Below are 19,551 nucleotides of genomic sequence, written 5' to 3' on the forward strand. Positions count from 1 at the left end.
GGTTTTTTTCTCCTATAGTGGCACTCACTTCTCTCCCGAAGGACACTATATGGCTTTTTTCCTCCTTTTGTGGCACTCACGTCTCGCTTGAAGGACACTATATGGCTTTTTTTCTCCTTATAGTGGCACTCACGACTCTCTCGAAGGACACTATATGGTCTTTTTTCTCCTATAGTGGCACTCCCGACTCTCTCGAAGGACACTATATGTATTTTTTCCTCCTTTAGTGGCACTCACGTATCTCTCGAAGGACACTATATGGCTTTTTTTCTCTTTTTGTGGCACTCAGGATGATAAAATTCACTTGAGTCCTACTATCATTTAATTCTCATCACCGTTAAAAAATCCTAAATGAGCCACTATAGTAAAGTAATGCAAACAAAAACCGCTGCAAGTAGAAAACCTGCGGCGGTCGTTTTATATATATGATTCTGTCAAACTCGCAATTACTTGTTGATGACCCCTTTTAGAACAAATGCCACATTTGCCGGCCTCTCCGCAAGGCGGCGCATGAAGTAGCCGTACCAATCTGTGCCGTAGGGAACATAGACGCGCATTTTAAAGCCTTCCTTAGCGAGCTCCAGCTGACGTTCAACTCTGATTCCATAAAGCATTTGGAATTCAAATTGATCATGAGGGATGTTATACTCTTCAACGATTTTCTTAGTATATTCAATCATCGCATCATCGTGGGTCGCCACGGCCGTGTAGTTGCCGTTCAGCAAATGCATTTTGATGATTTTTTAAAATTGTCATCCACATCTTTTTTATCAGGAAAAGCAACTAAAGGGGATTCCTTATATGCTCCTTTAACGAGACGAAGATTTGGTGAGTATTCATTTAAAACTTCCATATCCTTCTCTGTTCTGAACAGGTAGGCCTGGATGACCGTACCGACATTGTCGTACTCAGATTTGAGCCTTTTGAAAATGTCGATCGTCTTGCCGCATCTGGAGTAATCCTCCATATCGATGGTAACAAATACTCCGAATTCCTGGGCCGCTTCAAGGATTCTTCTCATATTCTTCAGAACGATTTCCTCCGACAGGTCGAGCCCCATGGATGTCATTTTCAATGAAAGCTGTGAATCAATCCGCTCCCTGCCGATTGCCTTGATAGCCTCGATGCATTGATCAGCCATCTCATTTGCTTCCGCTTCATTATCGATGAACTCTCCAAGGTAATCGATCGTTACTGATAGTCCCTGGTTGTTCAGCCCTTTAATTGCTTCAACAGCGAGGTCAATGGATTCACCAGCAACAAATCGAGCTGCGCCAAAGCGCAAACCATATTTCTTCGCTACTTTCGTTAATGGTTTATTCTTGGATAAGAATAAAAAGAAGTTACGCATTACTTGTTCCATGTCATTTACCCCCTGTAACATTTGCTTCACTTTGAAAGCGGTTTCTTTTTTGGTTTGTCTGGATGGCCGCAATCAAGTGGCTGAGGTCGTCAACTAGGACTAATCGGCCCTTAAATCGGTTCCATTATATATATTTTTATATTATCACCTTTAACCGTTTTTGAATATAGTTCAAACATCTAATTGAAAAATTTTATCGTTTTTTGTCATTTGCTGTATATATGATCCTGTAAGAGGAACAATAATCTTGCTAAATCCAAAGGAGGGAACCCTTATGCAACAAGAGCAAGGCAATCAGCAGCAGGGCGTTATGCAGCAGCCCCCGCAAGTCTTAACGACCAAAGATTCTATGTACTTAAATGATATGCTTTCTTGGAACTTACTGGCTATGAAAAAAGCCCATTTTGCTGCAAGTCACTGTCAGGATGCAGAACTCAAAGCGGAAATTGATAAGTGCGGACAGATGCACCAGCGTCATTATGAGCAGATCCTGGCCCACTTGAATCCAGGCAATACAGGACAAGCTCCAACCACAATGTAAAAAGGAAGTGTCTATCATGAATCAAAACCAATCGCAGCAAAAAATCCAAAACCCTCAAACTCAAGTATCAGAAACACCCCAGATGAACGACAGGGATCTGGTAAATGATATGCTTAGCATGGAAAAGTATATGACCGACTCATACTGTACAGCACTGAATGAAGCAAGCCATGATGCCCTGTACAATGACCTGCTGACCATTTTCACTGAAACGCAAAACACCCAGCGCAGCCTGTATAACAGCATGTTCAAGAAAGGCTGGTACAAACTGGAGCAGGCAGATGCCCAAAAGCTTCAGCAGTCTTATCAGCAGCATCAGCAATACGCTTCACAGTTTCCTTATAATAATGTTCATTAATAGGGGAGGCTGGGACAAAACCTTATAAAAAGCTCTTTTCAAAAGAATGTGTCTGAGTATAAAGAAAGGATTTCCGCTCCAGGTGCACGACTCCGCGGGGCGGGCGCTGAGCCTCCTCGGCTTCATAAAAAGCGGAAGCGGCCGTTCAGCACCGTACGGATTGTAGGGCTCCTGCATGAGATAAAGGAATCACGAAGAGCGAAAGCGATTCGATGATGACTTATCGCAAGGAAGGAGACCGAAATCCGCTAGGTGCTGGCCGCTGGAGCTAGATTTGCCTGCGGGGTCTCACCTGTCCCGCTAGTCCCGCAGGAGGTCGCACACCTTCCGCTCCAATCCGCCTTCGATCAGGAACTGGCGGATAACCTAATCTAAAAAATAACATCTTTAAGGTAAGAGCCTAATAACAAAAACGAATCGCATGAGATCAAGTATATAACCTTGATCACATGCGGTTTTATTTTCGATGATTTCTACTTGCATCAATTAGTTTTCTACTTTTGTCCCAGCCTCTTTTTGTTTTCATAATTTTAATGAATTTGATTAGTAAGGTTGAAAATAGGATGTCTCGGTAGACCTCGCTAACTCGTTGTTAGAAACAAATTGCACCTATATAAAATTTTCCACAGCTTGAAATATTTTAAGCCCGCACCCTGCAAGTGCCGACAATCTTTAAGAGATTGCATTACAGACTCGTTGATAGCCCCGGGTAAGTCGTTGATAGATGTGAAAAAGTCGTCGATAGACCTGGCAATTTCGTTGATAGAACCTGAGAAATCGTCGATAGACTCACTAAACTCGGCGATAGATTCTGAACCTTCGTCAATAGCACCTGGTTACTCCATTTCCAGCTTCTTCTTCGCTGGAAATATTAAAAGACCGGCCGCAGCCGGGCAGCCAAACTATAAGAGGTTGAAATTTGGGACTCGTTGATAGATGTGAAAAAGTCGTCGATAGACCTGGCAATTTCGCTGATAAAACCTGAGAAATCGTCGATAGACTCACTAAACTCGTCGATAGATTCTGAACCTTCGTCGATAGACTCTCAAAACCCGTTGATAGAACCACCAAACCATCCAAAAAGCTCGTCTAAAACAAAAACAGCCAACTGATACCAGCCGGCTGCCCTCTATTGATCCTTGTTCGCTCGATGTTCCTCATTCATTTCTTTTATTTCCGCAATGATTCTCTTAATCTCTTCCTTGCCTTCCGGAAATTCGGAGTTCCAATGCTTGGCCAGCGGCGGCATGGATTTCGCGATGTACGTGTAGATGACCCATTTTGTGACCTTATCCTTTAGCTCCGGAGTAACTTCACCCAATAGCAGTTCAGTATATTTATCGATCAATGCGTCAAATTGTCCGTCAAACTTCTCCATTACCTCACTCCTTTTGGCTTTTTCACATTGCAGGTTTGCGGGCATGTGCTGCACCTGAGTGATTCCCCGCCTCTCAGCTTATAAGAGAAGCAGCATGTCTTCCTGACCCGCATCACACTGTTCTGTTCTGCGACATATTGTTTTTTTGAGTGGTACCTGGCCAGGGGATTTTGGTGATAAGAACCAAACAGAGCAGCATTGCTTTCCGCCAGCAGCCAGTGAAAGTCTTCTTCCATCCTTTCCCGGACATGGTCAAGCTCATTTTGTTCGATAAGCACTTCGTAGACCCAGAACAGATAAATGGCGACATTTTCCCAGGTGATCAGATTGGATATCCTGCCAACCTTCTTGGCCGTTTCAATCAGTGGATATAGGTGATCCCTGAAAACCTCTCTTGTCAGCTCTTCCCTCGCCGATTCTCTGTCTGTAAAAGGCTCTGCAGCTTGCTCCTGCAAATAAAATCCGGGCATCCACAGCCCATTTTTTTCGCCATCTACAAGAAATACGTTTTCTGGAGACACATTCAGCTTTTTATTAAAAACGGAAAAAGTATACAGGGAAATCACAGCTAAAAAAGCGTATCTCTTAAGCAGTAATGATGACAGGACTTTTTTATCTTCGCCGCCAATCCTGCCGGAGTACTCATGAAGAAACTTATTTAAACCTTCAGGATTTATCAGCTTTTTTGCAGAGATTAAATCGCTCTCATCCGGTCTTTCAGTCAAAAACCTGAAAGCACGCAGTCTTTCTTGCTCCCCGGCTTTCAGTTCCAATGAACTCATGTCATCTCAACTACTTCTTTAAGGATGCATCTGCCTTTCCCGTAAGGAATGCATAGCGGTGTACCGAACAATGGATCGCTCGTCACCTGGCAGTCCATATCAAATACGTTTTTCACAAGGTTGCAGCTGATGACTTCCTCAGGCTTTCCTTGAGCAAAAATCTTTTGATCGCGGATGGCCACAATATTATGGGCATAACGGCAGGCAAGATTAAGATCATGGAGGACCATGATGATCGTGCGCTCTTCTGTTTCATTCAGTTCAAACAATAAATCCAGAATTTCAATTTGATGAGTCATGTCAAGGTACGTTGTTGGCTCATCCAGCAATATGATGTCGGTGTCCTGGGCAAGTGTCAGGGCAATCCACGCCCGTTGGCGCTGCCCGCCGGAAAGCTCGTCGACTCTTCTATCCTGGAACTCTTCCATCTTGGTTGCTTTAAGTGCTTTAGATACGATTTCTTCATCCTTTTGGGACCATTGCTTCAGCCACGACTGGTGAGGGTATCTTCCCTGCTTGACCAGCTGCAGTACCGTCAATCCCTCTGGCGCAGTCGGTGACTGTGGAAGAATCGCCAGTTTTCTGGCAACGTCCTTAGTGGACAGCTTGGCGATCGCATCACCATCAATCAGCACGGATCCCGTTTGAGGCTTAAGGAGCCTCGCCATTGAACGCAGGAGGGTGGACTTTCCGCAGCCATTCCCTCCTATGAATACCGTGATTTCACCTTTAGGGATTTCAAGGTCCAGTTCATTTATGATAATTCTGTCTCCATAACTTAAAGTAAGCGATTCTGTTTGAAGAGATTGTGTCATCGTCGTGTCATCTCCTTTAGTGTGAACTGCTGGCGTTCCAAAAATCATTCTCATTTGATTCTAAAGTATTTTTATATTAAAAGGTTATGCATTTTTTGTCTTAAATAGTAAATAGATGAAATACGGGGCGCCGATAGCGGCTGTGAAAACACCAGCCGGGACTTCCAAGGGCAAAAATAAAGTCCGGCCAACAAGGTCGGCTATCATCACCAGAGTGCCGCCAAGCAAAGCTGCAACCGGCAGCAGTGCGCCAAAAGAAGATCCAACGAGGCGGCGTGCCATATGCGGCGCCATTAGTCCTACAAACCCTATGCCTCCCGCAAAAGCAACTGCTCCGCCGACTAAACCAGTCGCCAAGGTCAGCAGGATGATCCGCTGCCTCTGGATGTGGCTTCCCACACCGGTTGCAATTTCTTCGCCGAGTTCTTGGATATTAACGGTTCTTGCCAAAATAAAGGCAATCCCAATCAAGATCAGTGTCCATGGAAGCAGAAAATGAACATCCTTCCAGTTTGAAGCATTGACAGTACCTGTAATCCAGATATTCGCCTGGCTTGCCCTGAAAATAGGGCCTAAAATCATCATCATGGTGATGATGGCCTGCATGAGGGCTGAAATTCCGATACCGATCAGCACCAGCCTAACAGGAGATACCCCATTTTTCCAAGCAAGAAAATATACCAGGAAAGCTACAACCGCAGCTCCGGCAAAGGCTGCAAGCGGAAGCCACTGAATGCTCACCGTCAGGGCATTGTTTTCATCACTGAAAAAGGCTAAAAACCCAACTACTGCAGCACCCGCTCCACCGGTGATCCCGATAATATCCGGAGACGCCAGCGGATTGCGCACCATTCCTTGAAGCAATGCACCGGCAATGGCCAAGGACATTCCGGCAAGCAGTGCTACGATAATTCTTGGAAGCCTGAAGGATTGGACAACCAGCTGCTCCAGTTCTGTCCCTCCGCCGAAAAATACCATCAGAACCGTCCACGGCTCTATGGTCATATCCCCGAGACCTGTACTCAATATAAAAATGAGGGCAGTCACAGATAAGAGGAGGAAAACCTTCTTTACTGCAGACATATCTATTAAAAAAGATAACTTATCTTTCAAAAAACGTTTGGCAATATATCGTTTCATCCGTTAAAACCCCTTCCTTGCAATGTAAATGAAGAACGGGGCGCCAATAACGGCAGTCATCACACCTACTGGAACTTCCTGCGGCATAATGATATATCTCGCACCTATATCGGCAGCCAGGAGGAGGATTCCACCTGTAAGGCCTGCAAAAGGCAGGAGCCAGCGGTGGTCGACACCAATAATCCTTCTGGCAATATGAGGCACAACAATGCCGACGAAGCCAATCGGACCCGCGATTGCAACAGATCCACCAGCTAGAAGGACCACGATGACTAAGGAAATTAACTTGATCCAGCCGGTTTTTAGTCCCAGCCCTCTCGCTACATCCTCCCCCATTGCCAGGACATTGAGCTTATTCCCAATGACAATGGCAAGAAGCCAGCCAATAAGGAGATAAGGAAAGACACCATAAAGGATATCAAGACTTCTCCCCTGAACCGATCCTGCAAGCCAGAAAAGAACCTGCTCCAAAGCCGCTTCATTCAATACCAGAAATCCTTGTGTAAAGGAAGAAAATAAGGCTGTTATCGCCGCACCGGCAAGTGTCAGCTTCATTGGAGTCAAGCCCTCCCTCCCCGCAGAGCCGATGACATAGACCGCAATTGCAGCTATGCCTGCCCCCAGAAAGGAAAGCCAGGTGAAGCTTTGTAAGTTGGATACGTTAAAGAGCGTAACGGCAATCACGACCATGAATCCTGCCCCTGCGTTGATCCCGAATATACCGGGAGAAGCAAGCGGGTTCTTGGTCAACGTCTGCATCAGTACACCGGCGATGGCCAGCGACGCTCCTACCGCAGCCGCAATAAGGGCACGGGGCAGCCTGACAGTCTGGATGACAAGATGTTCTGTAGAGTCATCCCCGTTTGTCAGTGCCTGATAAGCCATTTTCCATGTTGTTTCTGTATAGCCATATACAATGCTCATTCCGATGAACAGCACAAATATCAATAATGCTGTCAATAATAGCAATGCCTGAATACCTGATCTTCTCATATATATAACCCTTCTGTTAAAACATTCATTTAGATTTTAAAAATCGTTTTCTCCACTTCCTATTTTAGAGAATAAAAGATTGTCAGTCAATGACTTTGAAAATCATTATCAATTGATGGTTGACTTTGTAATCGTTATCTTCTAATATAGTTTTTGGAGAAACGTAAATGAAAATCATTATCAATCATTCAGGAGGAATTACATATGCGTCCATTACGTCTTTTAATGTCTTTATTCATTCTTGCTTCTATCCTTGTACTGGCAGCTTGCGGAACAAATAACGGAAACGAAGAAGAATCTGCTGGTACCGGGGAAGATACAAATGAAGAGAATACAAGTTATACTGTGGAACACGCAATGGGAACAACTGAAGTTGAAGGAGACCCTGAACGTGTCATTATTTTGACAAATGAAGGTACTGAAGCCCTTCTGGCAATGGATGTGACACCAGTTGGAGCTGTTCAATCCTGGATCGGCGACCCTTGGTATGATCATATCGCTAATGAGATGGCTGATGTCGAGGTTGTCGGAACTGAAAGTGAATTAAATATGGAAGCTATCGCAAAATTGAAACCTGACTTAATCATTGGAAATAAAATGCGCCAAGAAGATCAATATGACAAGCTGAATGCAATTGCACCTACAATCTTCGCTGAAACATTGCGCGGCAACTGGAAAGAAAATTTCGAGCTTTACTCAAAAGCTCTTAATAAAGAAGAAAAAGGCCAGGAAGTCATTGCAGAGTATGATCAGCGCATCGAGGACCTGAAAACTGAACTTGGCGACAAATTGGAAATGGAAGTTTCAATGGTACGCTTCATGCCGACAGATGTCCGTATTTATCATAAAGATTCATTTTCAGGAGTCATCCTTGATCAAATAGGTTTTGCGCGTCCTGAAAGCCAGGATGTCAATGACTTTGCTGCAAAAGGTGTAACAAAAGAACAAATTCCTGCTATGGATGGAGATATCCTCTTTTATTTCGCTTATGAAACAGGTGACGGCGAAGGAAATAAAGTAGCTGAAGAGTGGGTGAACGACCCATTATTCCAAAAACTTAAAGTTGCGCAGGAAGGCAATGTCCACGAAGTAAGTGACCCAATCTGGAACACTGCCGGCGGAGTTATGGCTGCCAACCTCATGCTTGATGATATCGAGAAATACTTTTTAGAGCAATAATGAAAGGAAAGCCCGTCATCTGGCGGGCTTTTTTCTATGCTGTCTCCCTCCCCTGGTTACTATTCTGGCGGCTTCCAGGTCCTGTATAAAGCAGAACCTGTTCGACTGTATTCTCCTCCACACTTTTCCTCCACCATTTTTTTCATAATTCCCCGCAAACCGGAAACACTACCATAAGAGTCTTATAAAAGTGGTGAATGAGATGTTTTCTTTATTTAAACGAAAAAAGGAACCGATCAGACAAAAAAGAAGCGCACACAGGAATCCTTTGAAAAACTTGCTCGAAAATCAACCGATTACAAAGAGATTTTTTATTACAATCAGCATTCAGGTTTGCGTTTCGGATTGAATTTCTTATCCACCCTGGTGGATGAAGACATCCTGCAGAAGGACTTGCTTCCTTCATTATTAGGGAAAAACTTCACATCCTTAGATGATGTAAAGAAGCTTGCACCCATCATAGATATTCAATTGTCAGATGATGAAAGCAATATAGAGCAAAAGCTGATGAATGGATACGTCCTTCTTAAAACTGAAAATGAGAAAAATCGGTTTGCGTTCATCGCTGCCCAAAAGGAAGTTGTCCGCCAGGTGTCACAGCCTGAGGTGGAATTCAGCGTTGTAGGACCCAAGGAGGCGTTCGTAGAGTCAATCGATCAAAATTTGAATATGCTCCGAAAGCGGATTCCTATAAAAGAACTGATCATTGAAGACTTTAATATTGGGCGAATAACGCATACGAAAACAAGCTTGCTGTACATTGATGGGTTGGCAGACCAGGAAAATGTGCAGACGATGAGACAGCGGTTGAAGGCAATTGACTTCGATCAAATCAATGACAGCTCTTTTGTTGAACAGATGATCGCCGATAATTCCAATTCTCCTTTTCCCCAACTTCTTGATACTGAACGGCCGGACCGTGCAGCCTCTGTGCTGGTGGAAGGAAAAGTAGTTGTACTTGTGAACGGCTCGCCACATGCATTGATTGGTCCTACAACGCTTGTCGAATTTTTCAGTGCATATGAAGACTACTTTTTAAATTATATAGTAGCTTCATTTTTTCGGCTTGTCCGGGTATTTGCTGTTGGCTTTTCGATATTGATCACACCTATATATGTAGCAGCCCTTACCTATCACTATGAATTGATTCCAAAGGATCTGATGGCTACGCTGATTACTTCTCGCCAGGGAATTCCGCTTCCCCCCATACTGGAAGCGTTGTTCCTTGAATTAACCATAGAATTGCTCAGGGAGGCAGGAGCCCGTCTGCCGACCAAGGTTGGCCAGACAATCGGTATCGTGGGAGGAATCGTTATCGGGACGGCATCCGTAGAAGCAGGCCTGACCAGTAATGTATTGCTGATCCTTGTTGCCTTGGCAGCACTCGCATCGTTTACGACACCTGTTTATAAAATGGGCAATACCATCCGGATCCTGCGTTTTCCATTTATGTTATTTGCCCAAATCTGGGGACTGCTGGGTATCGTATTTTGTTTTTGCATTTTAATGACTCACCTCATTAAGCTGACTTCCTTGGGCCGCCCATTTCTTGAGCCGTTATATCCGCCTCGCTTATATGACCTTAAGGATGCGGTCATCCGGTTTCCATTTCACGGACAAAGTAAGCGTCCCGAATTCGTAAGGACAAAAAAATCAAAAAGGTTCAGACCGGAAGAAGGGCGGAAGAAACTCGATATTGATGAATAATTGACGGAGGTATTTATTATGCAGCCTGTTCCTGAAAATAGAAAATTATCTCCTTTTATCGTGTTCTTCCTTATCCATTCCATTCAGGTTGGGGTCGGCATCTTAGGTTATCAAAGGATTATTGCTAAAAGTGCTGGCTATGATGCTTGGATTGCTGTCATAATTGCTGGCCTGCTGACTAATTGTATTCTGTTCTTGATCTTCAAAATAGTTCAGATTGGCGGCGGGGATCTAATAGAAGCCAATAGAACAGCATTTGGAAAGTGGCTCGGAAAAACGATAGACTTAGTCTTCATTCTTTATTTCTGCCTAATTGCTGTAACAGTCTGCCGCACCTATTTGGAAGTTGTGCAGGTATGGATGTATCCGCGTTTAACTTCCTGGTCTTTTGCAATCCCTTTCTTCCTTCTCGTTATATATATTGTGAGTGGGGGACTAAGGACTGTAGCAGGGGTTGCTTTTTTCGGAACCGTACTTCCGGCTTACCTTATTTTAACGTTTGGTTTTACTTTTCCATTTGCGGATTTCAGAAATATGCTCCCTATATGGGACCACTCTTTGCTGGATTTGGCAAAGTCTACACGAGATATGACTTTGAGTTTCCTAGGATATGAAACACTTCTAATTTTTTATCCTTATCTTAAAGACGGCAGGAAGTCAAAAAAATGGGCACATCTTGGCCTCCTTTTCACCACAGGCGTTTTTACACTATTAACTATTATAAGCTTTGCCTTTTTCAGTGAGGGACAGCTCGAAAAAACAGTATGGGCCACTCTTTCTATGTGGAAAATTGTTGAAATGCCTTTTGTTGAACGTTTTGAATATATAGGGATTGCCAACTGGTGTCTAATAATTCTGCCGAATGTATGCATAGCTTTATGGTGCGGCAGCAGGATAGCCAAAAGGGCATTTAAGTTTAACCAAAGAAAAACCCTTATGATTCTTGCGCTTTTGTGTACTATTGCTGTCAGTCTTATACAAGATCGATCTCAAATAAACACTTTAAACAATATTACAAGCCAAGCGGGTTTTTATCTTAACTTTGTGTTCCTTCCATTTCTTCTTTTCATGTTATTCCTGATAAGGAAGGTGAAAAAAACAATGAATAAGTTGATATTGATATTATTATTGTTATTGGTGCCCCCTTTATCCGGGTGTGCCGAGCAGGAAATTCTGGACGACCTCAATATTGAAACCGCAAAGGCATACGATCTGGCTGATGATAATTTAATCAGAGCGACAGCACTTTATCCTAGATATTCTGCTGATAAACAAATTCAAAATGTTACCCTTACCGCGGAAGCTGAAACAACCGGAGAAGTACTTGATTTATTGGAGAAGAAGTCTGAGCTGCCTCTTGTAAGGGGGAGTTTGGAGAACGTAATAATCTCAGAAGAAATGGCAAGAAGAGGTATGCTGCATATAGCGGACTCTTTACAACGGTATGCCAGCGTGGGGTCCAGAGTGACAATACTAGTCAGTGATGGGCAAGCTGGAGATATATTAAAAGGTAATTATGGAAATAAAGGAACATCGGATTACATCAGTACCCTTGTTGAGCACAATATAAAGAGAGGAGATTTGGCCGAATCGAATTTACATTTATTTTTGTTTAACTATTATCAGAAAGGGCAAACCCCTTACTTACCAATGATTGAGGTAGAAGAAGATAACAGCTTGGACCTCAATGGAATAGCCATTTTCAAAAAAGATAAAATGATTGACAAAGTCAGCAAAGAAGATATGTTTTATTTTAAGCTTCTTGCAGACAGGCACAGCCAAGGGAACCAAGTGGTAAAACTCCCTGATGAGGACGGGGATCCCAAAAAAAGTACCGAGGCTTCAATAACGAGCCTGAAATCAACACAAAAGATTCGGATCGACCATCACTCCACCCCCGTGAGTATCAATGTATTGATAGAGATCAAGGGAATCATAAGGGAGTTTACTGGAGATAGACTTACACCAGCCAAAGTGAAAAAAGTTGAGACCCAGATAGAAAAAATATTGTGGACCACTGTCTAAGAATGCTTAGGAATTTCCAAGATAAGAACGTAGATCCAATTGGTTTTGGCCAGTTCCAAAAGCATGGAGTCCGCAAAATGGATTTTAAGAAGTGGGAAGAAGAGCAATATCCGATGGCGGAGATTAGTGTTACGGCAAATGTGGACATCCTTGAATCAGGCACAGTGGAATGAAAAATTCGTCCGCATATTTCAGGAAAGAGGTTGCTCTCTCATCCATTGAATCGCCTCACCAATGCATTTCCGATAAAAATCTGCCTTTTCAGCAGGGAGTTGTTTTACACTTTCCAACATGAAGGAAAGGCCTGTTTGGACAAAGCTGATATCGATTTTTCTGGCAGCCAGAACATTATGGAGCCATTTGACATGATCCGTAAACAGCTCAGGTGCTTGAAGCCGGTAAGCGGTCTGCAGATGATGAAAGTGTTTCTGCAGATCAGAGATAGTCTGCCTGCGTCCATTCTCCCCGTACTTATCGATTATTTCAGGATGCTTCAAAAAAACATTATGGGCTATCTCAGATACCAATTCATTGATGAGCTCCTGCTGGTCCAGAATACGGTTTTGATACATACACATCCTCCTTATTTGTTTTCTACATTTTATCACAAGGCAAAAGTCAAATGTTGATGTGCTGATCAGGGATTTAAATATTTTCGGACATCTATGTTTCTAACCGTCTAAGCGCTATAATGGCTTCTGGTTGTTCTAACCAAATATATTTCCGAAACCTTTTGTGCCTTTCCCTGCTCAATTAGAGCCATTCTTTCTATAAGCAGCAAATTTTACGAAAAGAGCTCTGCTGCAATACAATAAAGATAACTAGAGGAGGTCACATACATGCAATCGATTCAAAATAAAGAGACATTTCAAGAGCTTATCTCCGGGTCTCAACCAATTATCGTCAAGTTCTTCGCGGACTGGTGTCCCGACTGTACACGGTTGAATATGTTCATCGATGAAATTATTGAAGAAAACAGCCAATATAAATGGTATGAACTCAACAAGGATGAACTGCCTGAAATTGCGGACCGCTATGATGTAATGGGAATACCCAGCCTGCTGATCTTTAAAGACGGAGAGAAAACAGCACATCTTCACAGCGCCAACGCCAAAACACCAGATCAAGTAAGAGAATTTCTGCAAAACAATAAATAAGCCAACAGAGCAGCTTCTTAGGGAGGCTGCTCTTCGTTTTGTAAATAAATCCTGAAATATGAATGACATGCAGCTTACTGAAGACGGCTTCACACTAACCGGCATTTTCAATGAAATCGTTCCTCACCAGTACACATCGAGACATCTCTTACCAGCGAATAAACTAACCCTCAAAGAGCACACTATTCTTGAAGGAAAAAATATAAAAGAGGTGCTCACCATGACAAAGAAGTATAACAAGGGAAGCATGAATCAAAGCTCTCCTCGTGCAGGACATAACCAGGCTGAATTCTCCCGCGAAATAACTTCCGGGGATAATAGCAAAGGCAACAAACATAACAAAGACCAAAATGATAAAACGGATAGAGATTAATATGAAAAGAAATATCTATATCGACGAAGAATCAACCAGAGCCAATATGAAGATACAGGATGATTTCTACAAAGATAAAGACAGCATCCAGGAAGAAGTTGTTCCTTCCTATGCTTACAATAACGCGCCGGCCATCAGGATAAGCGGAGATGACGAATAAAGGCACTTCAATGTTTTAAAGCACAAAGAGGGACGGTCCCTGAAAGCACTTTAAAGCACTGAAAAATATGAAAAAGGAGTTTCTCCCCGCAGGGAGAAACTCCTTTAAACATTTATTAAAATGTACATTGAAAGTGTTTAGTAAACAAAAGCAGCTCCAACGATAATCAACAAAATAAATAAAACAACGATTAGCGCGAAACCACCGCCGTAACCGTAACCGCCACCATAGCCGTAGCCGCCGCATCCATATCCGTACATAATCAGACACCTCCAGAATGATTATTGAGCTTTCATCACTCACTAACATCCTATGAAGATTCCCCGAATATGTTTAGGCTGAACCAGCCCAACTTAAAAATTAGTTAACCTGTCAATACATCTTCTTTCGGATAACTGATTTTGTCTGTACCCGGTTTCGCCAATGAAAATGCAAGTGTCAGCGGTCCGAGTTTGCCGACAATCATGACAAAGATGATGATTCCTTTTCCGAACTCAGTCAATTCTCCTGTAAGGCCCATAGACAACCCGACCGTACCAAAGGCCGACACCACTTCAAAAAGGATTTGGATAAAAGGTGCCCCTTTTTCCGACATGGACAGAAGGAACATTGCCGTGAAGACAACTACGACACTGATCATTGATATGGCGAGAGATTTATAGATATATGTCTCTGCGATTCTCCGGCGGAAAATAAAAATTTCCTTCCTTTGCTTCAAGAAAGCTATGACAGCAAAAGTAATGACCAAGAACGTTGTTAGCTTGATGCCTCCTCCTGTTGAAGCACTCCCTGCCCCTATAAACATCAGGAGAATTGTGAAAATTATCGTTGAATCTTCCATGCTTCCGATATCCAGTGAATTAAATCCCGCCGTTCGAGGCGTCACAGCCTGAAAGTAGGCCCCCAGGATTTTGTCCATTGCCGGCAGGTTCGCAAGCGTTTTAGGATTATTGAATTCCAGAAAGAATATGACTAGTATGGCTGTTACGTTGATGGCCAAAGTACCCAAAAGCATTAACTTAGTATGCAGTGAAAGTTTCTGGAGCTTTTTGGAGTACCATAAATCCGTTAATACAGTGAACCCGATTCCTCCAAGGATAAACAAACCGGAGATGACAAAGTTCACCAAAGGATTTCCCACGTAACCCATGAGACTGTCTGACCATATTGAAAATCCAGCGTTATTAAAGGCTGAAATGGAATGAAATAAACTGAAATAAAGACCATCTTTCCAGCCGTATTCCGGAATCCATTCCGCAGCAAGGAGAATCATAGCGATTCCTTCCACAATAAAAGAAAACACGAATAAATGCTTCACAAGCCTGATGACTCCGCCCACTGAGGTTTGGTTGAGTGCCTGTTGAACAATCAACCGTTCCTTGAAACCGATTTTTTTTCCGAGCATCAGATAAATCAGCATGGCAAAGGACATGATCCCAAGCCCGCCAACTTGAATGAGAGCCATGATGACCACTTGACCAAACGTTGAATAAGCCGTACCTGTATCAACAACCGCCAGACCTGTGACAGTCATAGCTGAAGTGGAAGTGAATAATGCATCCAGCCATGTAATATTTTCCGTTGTCGATAAGGGCAGTTTCAACAACGCTGTCCCAAGCATGATAAAAAATATAAACACTAGTAAAAGCAGCTGCGGCGGACTGAGTTGAATCGATCTTCTCCTTAGTTCAAAGGCCCTTCTCACCACTATTAGATCCCCTCTTTTTCAAACCGGTTAAGGTCGCGATTATCTCCAATCACAATTAATAAATCATCTTTCTGGATCACTTCATCGGCAGCAGGGGATACGATGATATCTTCCCCTCGTTGAATCGCAATGATGTTGCATCCAAAGCGGGCACGAACATCCAAATCGATCAGGGTTTTATCGGATACCTTGTTCGACGCCACAAGTTCCACAATACTATGCTCTTTCGATAACTCGATGTAGTCTATAACTTTTTCCGAAGTAATATGATGGGCAATCCTTCTTGCCATGTCCCTCTCCGGATGAATGACTTTATCTGCCCCTATTTTATCAAGCACCTTCTGATGATATGTGCTGGATGCTTTTACCCATACTTCCTTTACTCCAAGGTCTTTAAGAAGGAGCGTCGTCAGGATGCTTGCCTCGATATTCTCTCCAAAAGAAACGATTACATGATCGAAATTCCTCAGTCCAAGCTCCCTTATGACATTTTCATCCATGGCATTTGCCCGGACAGCATGTTCCGCTACATCACGGTACTTTTCCACGACTTCTTCGTTAATATCAATCGCCAGCACATCCGCGCCCATCTCGCCCAATTCCCGGACAAGATTACCGCCAAATCGACCTAGACCGATTACCGCAAACTGTTTTTTCATGAATGATTCCTCCAATGACCTGATGTTAATTAGAATAACCTCTGCTGTACAATTTCATTAAGTTCTTTGTTTTTTCTTGTCGAAACTTTAAAAGATTCCACAACAAATAGACCACCAGGAAATAAGCCTGTGGTCAAAAACACAAGATATCTCCTTCACAACGCTTACGAGGTTAGCTGACGGATTCGGGTCATGAAAGTTAACCCTACCTTTTAAAACCTAAAAGGACTCACCCCAAAAGAATGGTTCCCCCGTTCAAAATGATTCAGCGATTATTCTATTACGAGAGATATCTTACTCCTCCCTTTTCAAAAAGTAAAGAGCTTTTTTGACATTCGTTTTTTCAGTATAAGCCTTGTCCTAAAAGGGGAGAAATAAGGCTGCAGCAGTCTGCAGATTAACGCAAAAAAACCTTGAGTCACCGACCCAAGGTTTTCGTCCTTCTATATAAAGAGCAGCAGGCTTAAGGCCATCACGGCCATACCGGCAATCAAACCGTATATCGGCAAATGTGTTTCATCATATTTCTTGGCCGCCGGAAGGAGTTCATCGAGAGATATGAATACCATGATTCCCGCTACAGCCGCGAAAATGACACCAAACATAACATCATTCAGGAATGGCATTAAAATCAAGAAAGCGACCACTGCCCCGACTGGTTCTGACAAGCCTGACAAGAAAGACAATTTGAATGCTTTCTTTCTATCCCCGGTGGCAAAGTAAATCGGTACAGCGACAGCAATCCCCTCGGGAATATTATGGATCGCAATCGCAACCGCTATGGCAATTCCTAGCCCTGGATCCTGTAAGGCTGATGTAAAGGTCGCAATCCCCTCTGGAAAGTTATGAATCGCAATCGCCAAAGCTGTAAAGGTTCCCATTTTTAAAAGAGCAGGATCACCGATTGCTTTTCTTGGTCCGCTCATCTCTTCTACTTTTTTCAGTTCATGTGGATTTCCCTGTTTTGGTATGAGTTTGTCAATTAAGGCGATCAAGAGCATACCGGCAAAAAAGCTGATGACGGTAATCCAGTTTCCGAGCTCCCAGCCAAGGGAACCTGTCAACGCATCCTTGGCTTTCACAAAGATCTCGACCATTGACACATATATCATAACCCCTGCCGAGAATCCTAAAGATACCGATAAAAATCGGGTATTAGTTGAAGAAGTAAAGAAAGCCAAAAGACTTCCAATTCCAGTTGCAAGTCCCGCCATCAACGTCAATCCAAAAGCAAGCAGCAGATTTCCATCCATTATCATTTTCCTCTTTTCTGTGTGAATTTCAATGTTGTCAGCTTCCCCATTCAATATAAATTGCTATATTATGTTATTCATTAAATTCTACCAGGTTGATTTCATGTGAAGGAATGCCTGTATGACCTTAAAAAGATACATTAACATGGTTTAAACAACAAAAGTTTCCCTTGGCAAACATATTACTCCACATACAACTTATTAGTCAAATATTTAATCACAGATCCAATAGAAAGTTTCCCTGTGCCAACATTATATAAATCTACTGGGTTGTTTGTTACACAGAAGTCTAAGAAAAAATAAAAAGACTGAACCATTCGATGAATGATTCAGTCTCCACATTAAAGGTTATTCCGTTTTTTTCTTTCTTGGCTTGAAACGATTAGGGTCACGTTCAGGCAGCGGTTCCTTCCGTATCATCTTCAGGAAAGCATACATAATCACGAAGATGATGACAGTGAATGGCAGAGCCGATATCAGCGAGGCTGTCTGCAAAGCATCTAAACCTCCTGCAAGCAGCAATACTGCCGCAATGGCAGCCATCAAAACACCCCAGATGATTTTAACCAGGGTAGAAGGAGTAAGGCTGCCTCCCGTTGTCATACTCGCCAGTATATAGGTGGCAGAGTCTGCTGAAGTGACGAGAAACGTAAAGATGAGCAGGATTGACAGAACCGACAGGATCTCAGTAAACGGCAAGTAGGTGTACGTTTCAAACAACGCCACAGTGACATCATTGTTCACTGCTTCAGCAATAGCTGTCCCATTGTTCAAGTCACTATATAGCGCCGTGCCGCCAAACACTGCAATCCATAGGCAGGCAATCAGAGGCGGGATAATTAATACACCCAGGATAAACTCGCGGATTGTCCTCCCTTTTGAAACACGTGCTACGAATGCACCCACGAAAGGTGACCAAGCAATCGCCCATGCCCAGTAGAAGATTGTCCAATCCCTGACCCAGGTTCCGCCTTTATAAGGTGTAAGCCTCAAACTGTATTCCACGAAATGGTTCAGGTAGTCCCCTAAACCAAGGGTGAACGTATTCAGTATGAATACCGTAGGACCTGCAAAGAAGACAAAGACCAATAGTACAAGGCACAGAGCAAGGTTCAGATTGCTCAGCCATTTGATTCCTTTATTCAGTCCCGTACTGGAAGACAATAGGTACAGCACAAGGAGGATCCCCATGATCAAAAGCTGGATACCGTCAGAGTTCGGCAGGCCGAATACACTCTTCAAGCCTCCGTTCATCTGCAGCACCCCTAAACCAAGGGAGGTCGCGATACCCATAACCGTCGCGATGACAGCAAAGGAATCAATTGTATTCTTGACTACTTTTCTTTTCGAAGTGACAGATTCGACAGCTGTGGAAATCAGGCCGTCCTTTCCTTTTCTAAATTGCAGGAAGCCGATCATAAGGCCGACCAGTGTGAAGACAGACCACTGGCTTATCCCCCAATGGAAGAAAGCATAGCCTGTTGCGACTCTGGCTGTATTTTCCGTCATTGGCTCCATCGATTGAAATGGGGGAGTAAAGAAATGACTCATTGGTTCTGCCACGCCCCAGAATACCAATCCGGCTCCAAAACCAGCAGAAAAAAGCATACCTATCCATGTGAAAAAGGGGTATTCAGGCCTTGAATCCTGAGGACCAAGACGGACCTTACCATATTTACTGATGGCAATGATAATAAGGAAAATTGAAAAAATGAATACGGCTAGGAGGTAGAACCACCCAAAATTAGTGGTGGTGGATAAAAAGAGTTTTTCTGCTGCTTCCCCAAACTTTACCGGGAGAATGGCGCCCAGGATAACCAGGGCAAAAACGGCTACTGAAGAAACGATAAAAACGGGGTTCTTAATAGGACTGAAATTCATAGTTTTAATTCCTTTCTGTGTTACGCTGACTTGATGAAATTGTTGCATTATTCTCACTTATATATAATTATAAACATAA

General features: G+C 43.1%; 20 protein-coding genes, 2 pseudogenes and 1 riboswitch. Of the genes and pseudogenes, 9 read left to right on the forward strand and 13 right to left on the reverse strand.

Annotated features, from left to right (window positions below):
* Together B9Z54_RS25125 and B9Z54_RS01640 are read right to left on the reverse strand one after the other, a co-directional pair.
* Positions 1 to 233: hypothetical protein (locus B9Z54_RS25125; RefSeq protein ID WP_205207648.1), on the reverse strand; the 233-nt coding region annotated here is incomplete at its 3' end.
* A gap of 213 nt (positions 234 to 446) precedes the next feature.
* Positions 447 to 1,363, reverse strand: a pseudogene (locus B9Z54_RS01640) (proline dehydrogenase family protein).
* A 274-nt stretch (positions 1,364 to 1,637) separates the two neighbouring features.
* On the opposite strand from B9Z54_RS01640, the gene B9Z54_RS01645 reads away from it, so the two are divergent.
* The 3 genes from B9Z54_RS01645 (at position 1,638) to B9Z54_RS24575 (ending at position 3,195) form a co-directional block, all read left to right on the forward strand.
* Positions 1,638 to 1,904, forward strand: coding sequence for a hypothetical protein (locus tag B9Z54_RS01645; RefSeq protein ID WP_113926800.1), 267 nt, complete (start codon positions 1,638 to 1,640; stop codon positions 1,902 to 1,904).
* A gap of 16 nt (positions 1,905 to 1,920) precedes the next feature.
* On the forward strand, positions 1,921 to 2,262 hold the full coding sequence (locus B9Z54_RS01650) for a spore coat protein (protein ID WP_113926801.1): 342 nt from the start codon (positions 1,921 to 1,923) through the stop codon (positions 2,260 to 2,262).
* A 696-nt stretch (positions 2,263 to 2,958) separates the two neighbouring features.
* Complete coding sequence (locus tag B9Z54_RS24575; RefSeq protein WP_162785046.1) at positions 2,959 to 3,195, forward strand: hypothetical protein; 237 nt, start codon at positions 2,959 to 2,961, stop codon at positions 3,193 to 3,195.
* Positions 3,196 to 3,391: 196 nt separating this feature from the next.
* On the opposite strand, the gene B9Z54_RS01655 is transcribed toward B9Z54_RS24575, so the two are convergent.
* From B9Z54_RS01655 to B9Z54_RS01675, 5 genes are all read right to left on the reverse strand, one after another.
* The gene (locus B9Z54_RS01655; protein WP_113926802.1) at positions 3,392 to 3,640 is read right to left on the reverse strand and encodes a DUF2573 family protein; all 249 of its coding nucleotides are present in this window, start codon (positions 3,638 to 3,640) and stop codon (positions 3,392 to 3,394) included.
* Entirely contained in the window at positions 3,640 to 4,422 is a 783-nt protein-coding gene (fhuF, locus tag B9Z54_RS01660; protein ID WP_113926803.1) for a siderophore-iron reductase FhuF, read from the reverse strand. Before fhuF ends, B9Z54_RS01655 begins: the two co-directional genes overlap by 1 nt.
* Positions 4,419 to 5,237: an ABC transporter ATP-binding protein gene (locus B9Z54_RS01665; RefSeq protein WP_113926804.1), complete on the reverse strand. Its 819-nt coding sequence runs from the start codon at positions 5,235 to 5,237 to the stop codon at positions 4,419 to 4,421. Before B9Z54_RS01665 ends, fhuF begins: the two co-directional genes overlap by 4 nt.
* 84 nt (positions 5,238 to 5,321) lie before the next feature.
* Positions 5,322 to 6,377: a FecCD family ABC transporter permease gene (locus B9Z54_RS01670; RefSeq protein WP_113926805.1), complete on the reverse strand. Its 1,056-nt coding sequence runs from the start codon at positions 6,375 to 6,377 to the stop codon at positions 5,322 to 5,324.
* 3 nt (positions 6,378 to 6,380) lie between these two features.
* Complete coding sequence (locus B9Z54_RS01675; protein WP_113926806.1) at positions 6,381 to 7,370, reverse strand: FecCD family ABC transporter permease; 990 nt, start codon at positions 7,368 to 7,370, stop codon at positions 6,381 to 6,383.
* Positions 7,371 to 7,574: 204 nt separating this feature from the next.
* Between B9Z54_RS01675 and B9Z54_RS01680 the strand changes: the two genes are divergently transcribed.
* From B9Z54_RS01680 to B9Z54_RS26345, 3 genes and pseudogenes are all read left to right on the forward strand, one after another.
* Positions 7,575 to 8,549 (forward strand): ABC transporter substrate-binding protein, encoded by a 975-nt coding sequence (locus tag B9Z54_RS01680; protein ID WP_113926807.1) that lies wholly within the window; start codon positions 7,575 to 7,577, stop codon positions 8,547 to 8,549.
* 333 nt (positions 8,550 to 8,882) lie between these two features.
* Positions 8,883 to 10,256 (forward strand): spore germination protein, encoded by a 1,374-nt coding sequence (locus B9Z54_RS01685; RefSeq protein WP_240189759.1) that lies wholly within the window; start codon positions 8,883 to 8,885, stop codon positions 10,254 to 10,256.
* Between the two features lie 18 nt (positions 10,257 to 10,274).
* Positions 10,275 to 12,454, forward strand: a pseudogene (locus B9Z54_RS26345) (GerAB/ArcD/ProY family transporter).
* A gap of 18 nt (positions 12,455 to 12,472) precedes the next feature.
* Here B9Z54_RS26345 and B9Z54_RS01700 read toward each other — a convergent pair.
* Positions 12,473 to 12,853, reverse strand: a complete 381-nt coding sequence (locus B9Z54_RS01700) for a hypothetical protein (protein WP_113926811.1) — start codon at positions 12,851 to 12,853, stop codon at positions 12,473 to 12,475.
* A gap of 267 nt (positions 12,854 to 13,120) precedes the next feature.
* Here B9Z54_RS01700 and B9Z54_RS01705 point away from each other — a divergent pair, with 267 nt between their 5' ends.
* From B9Z54_RS01705 to B9Z54_RS24580, 3 genes are read left to right on the forward strand one after another with little or no spacing between them, the layout of a single operon-like run.
* The gene (locus B9Z54_RS01705; protein WP_113926812.1) at positions 13,121 to 13,438 is read left to right on the forward strand and encodes a thioredoxin family protein; all 318 of its coding nucleotides are present in this window, start codon (positions 13,121 to 13,123) and stop codon (positions 13,436 to 13,438) included.
* A 58-nt stretch (positions 13,439 to 13,496) separates the two neighbouring features.
* Positions 13,497 to 13,811, forward strand: a complete 315-nt coding sequence (locus tag B9Z54_RS01710) for a hypothetical protein (RefSeq protein ID WP_113926813.1) — start codon at positions 13,497 to 13,499, stop codon at positions 13,809 to 13,811.
* A gap of 1 nt (position 13,812) precedes the next feature.
* The gene (locus B9Z54_RS24580) at positions 13,813 to 13,971 is read left to right on the forward strand and encodes a hypothetical protein (protein ID WP_162785048.1); all 159 of its coding nucleotides are present in this window, start codon (positions 13,813 to 13,815) and stop codon (positions 13,969 to 13,971) included.
* A 137-nt stretch (positions 13,972 to 14,108) separates the two neighbouring features.
* Here the strand turns inward: B9Z54_RS24580 and B9Z54_RS01715 are convergent, their stop codons facing one another.
* From B9Z54_RS01715 to B9Z54_RS01735, 5 genes are all read right to left on the reverse strand, one after another.
* Entirely contained in the window at positions 14,109 to 14,231 is a 123-nt protein-coding gene (locus B9Z54_RS01715) for a YjcZ family sporulation protein (protein WP_113926814.1), read from the reverse strand.
* A gap of 104 nt (positions 14,232 to 14,335) precedes the next feature.
* Entirely contained in the window at positions 14,336 to 15,679 is a 1,344-nt protein-coding gene (locus B9Z54_RS01720) for a TrkH family potassium uptake protein (RefSeq protein WP_275887768.1), read from the reverse strand.
* A gap of 2 nt (positions 15,680 to 15,681) precedes the next feature.
* Positions 15,682 to 16,338, reverse strand: coding sequence for a potassium channel family protein (locus tag B9Z54_RS01725; protein WP_113926815.1), 657 nt, complete (start codon positions 16,336 to 16,338; stop codon positions 15,682 to 15,684).
* Positions 16,339 to 16,484: 146 nt separating this feature from the next.
* Positions 16,485 to 16,619: riboswitch (cyclic di-AMP (ydaO/yuaA leader) on the reverse strand.
* A gap of 162 nt (positions 16,620 to 16,781) precedes the next feature.
* Positions 16,782 to 17,591 carry a zinc transporter ZupT gene (gene zupT / locus B9Z54_RS01730; protein WP_113926816.1) on the reverse strand — a complete coding sequence of 270 codons (810 nt, stop codon included), beginning with the start codon at positions 17,589 to 17,591 and terminating at the stop codon, positions 16,782 to 16,784.
* 348 nt (positions 17,592 to 17,939) lie between these two features.
* On the reverse strand, positions 17,940 to 19,472 hold the full coding sequence (locus tag B9Z54_RS01735; protein WP_113926871.1) for a BCCT family transporter: 1,533 nt from the start codon (positions 19,470 to 19,472) through the stop codon (positions 17,940 to 17,942).
* Between the last annotated feature and the right edge of the window lie 79 nt (positions 19,473 to 19,551).

The organism is Bacillus sp. P14.5 (assembly GCF_003316765.1).
Lineage (GTDB): Bacteria > Bacillota > Bacilli > Bacillales > Bacillaceae_B > Rossellomorea.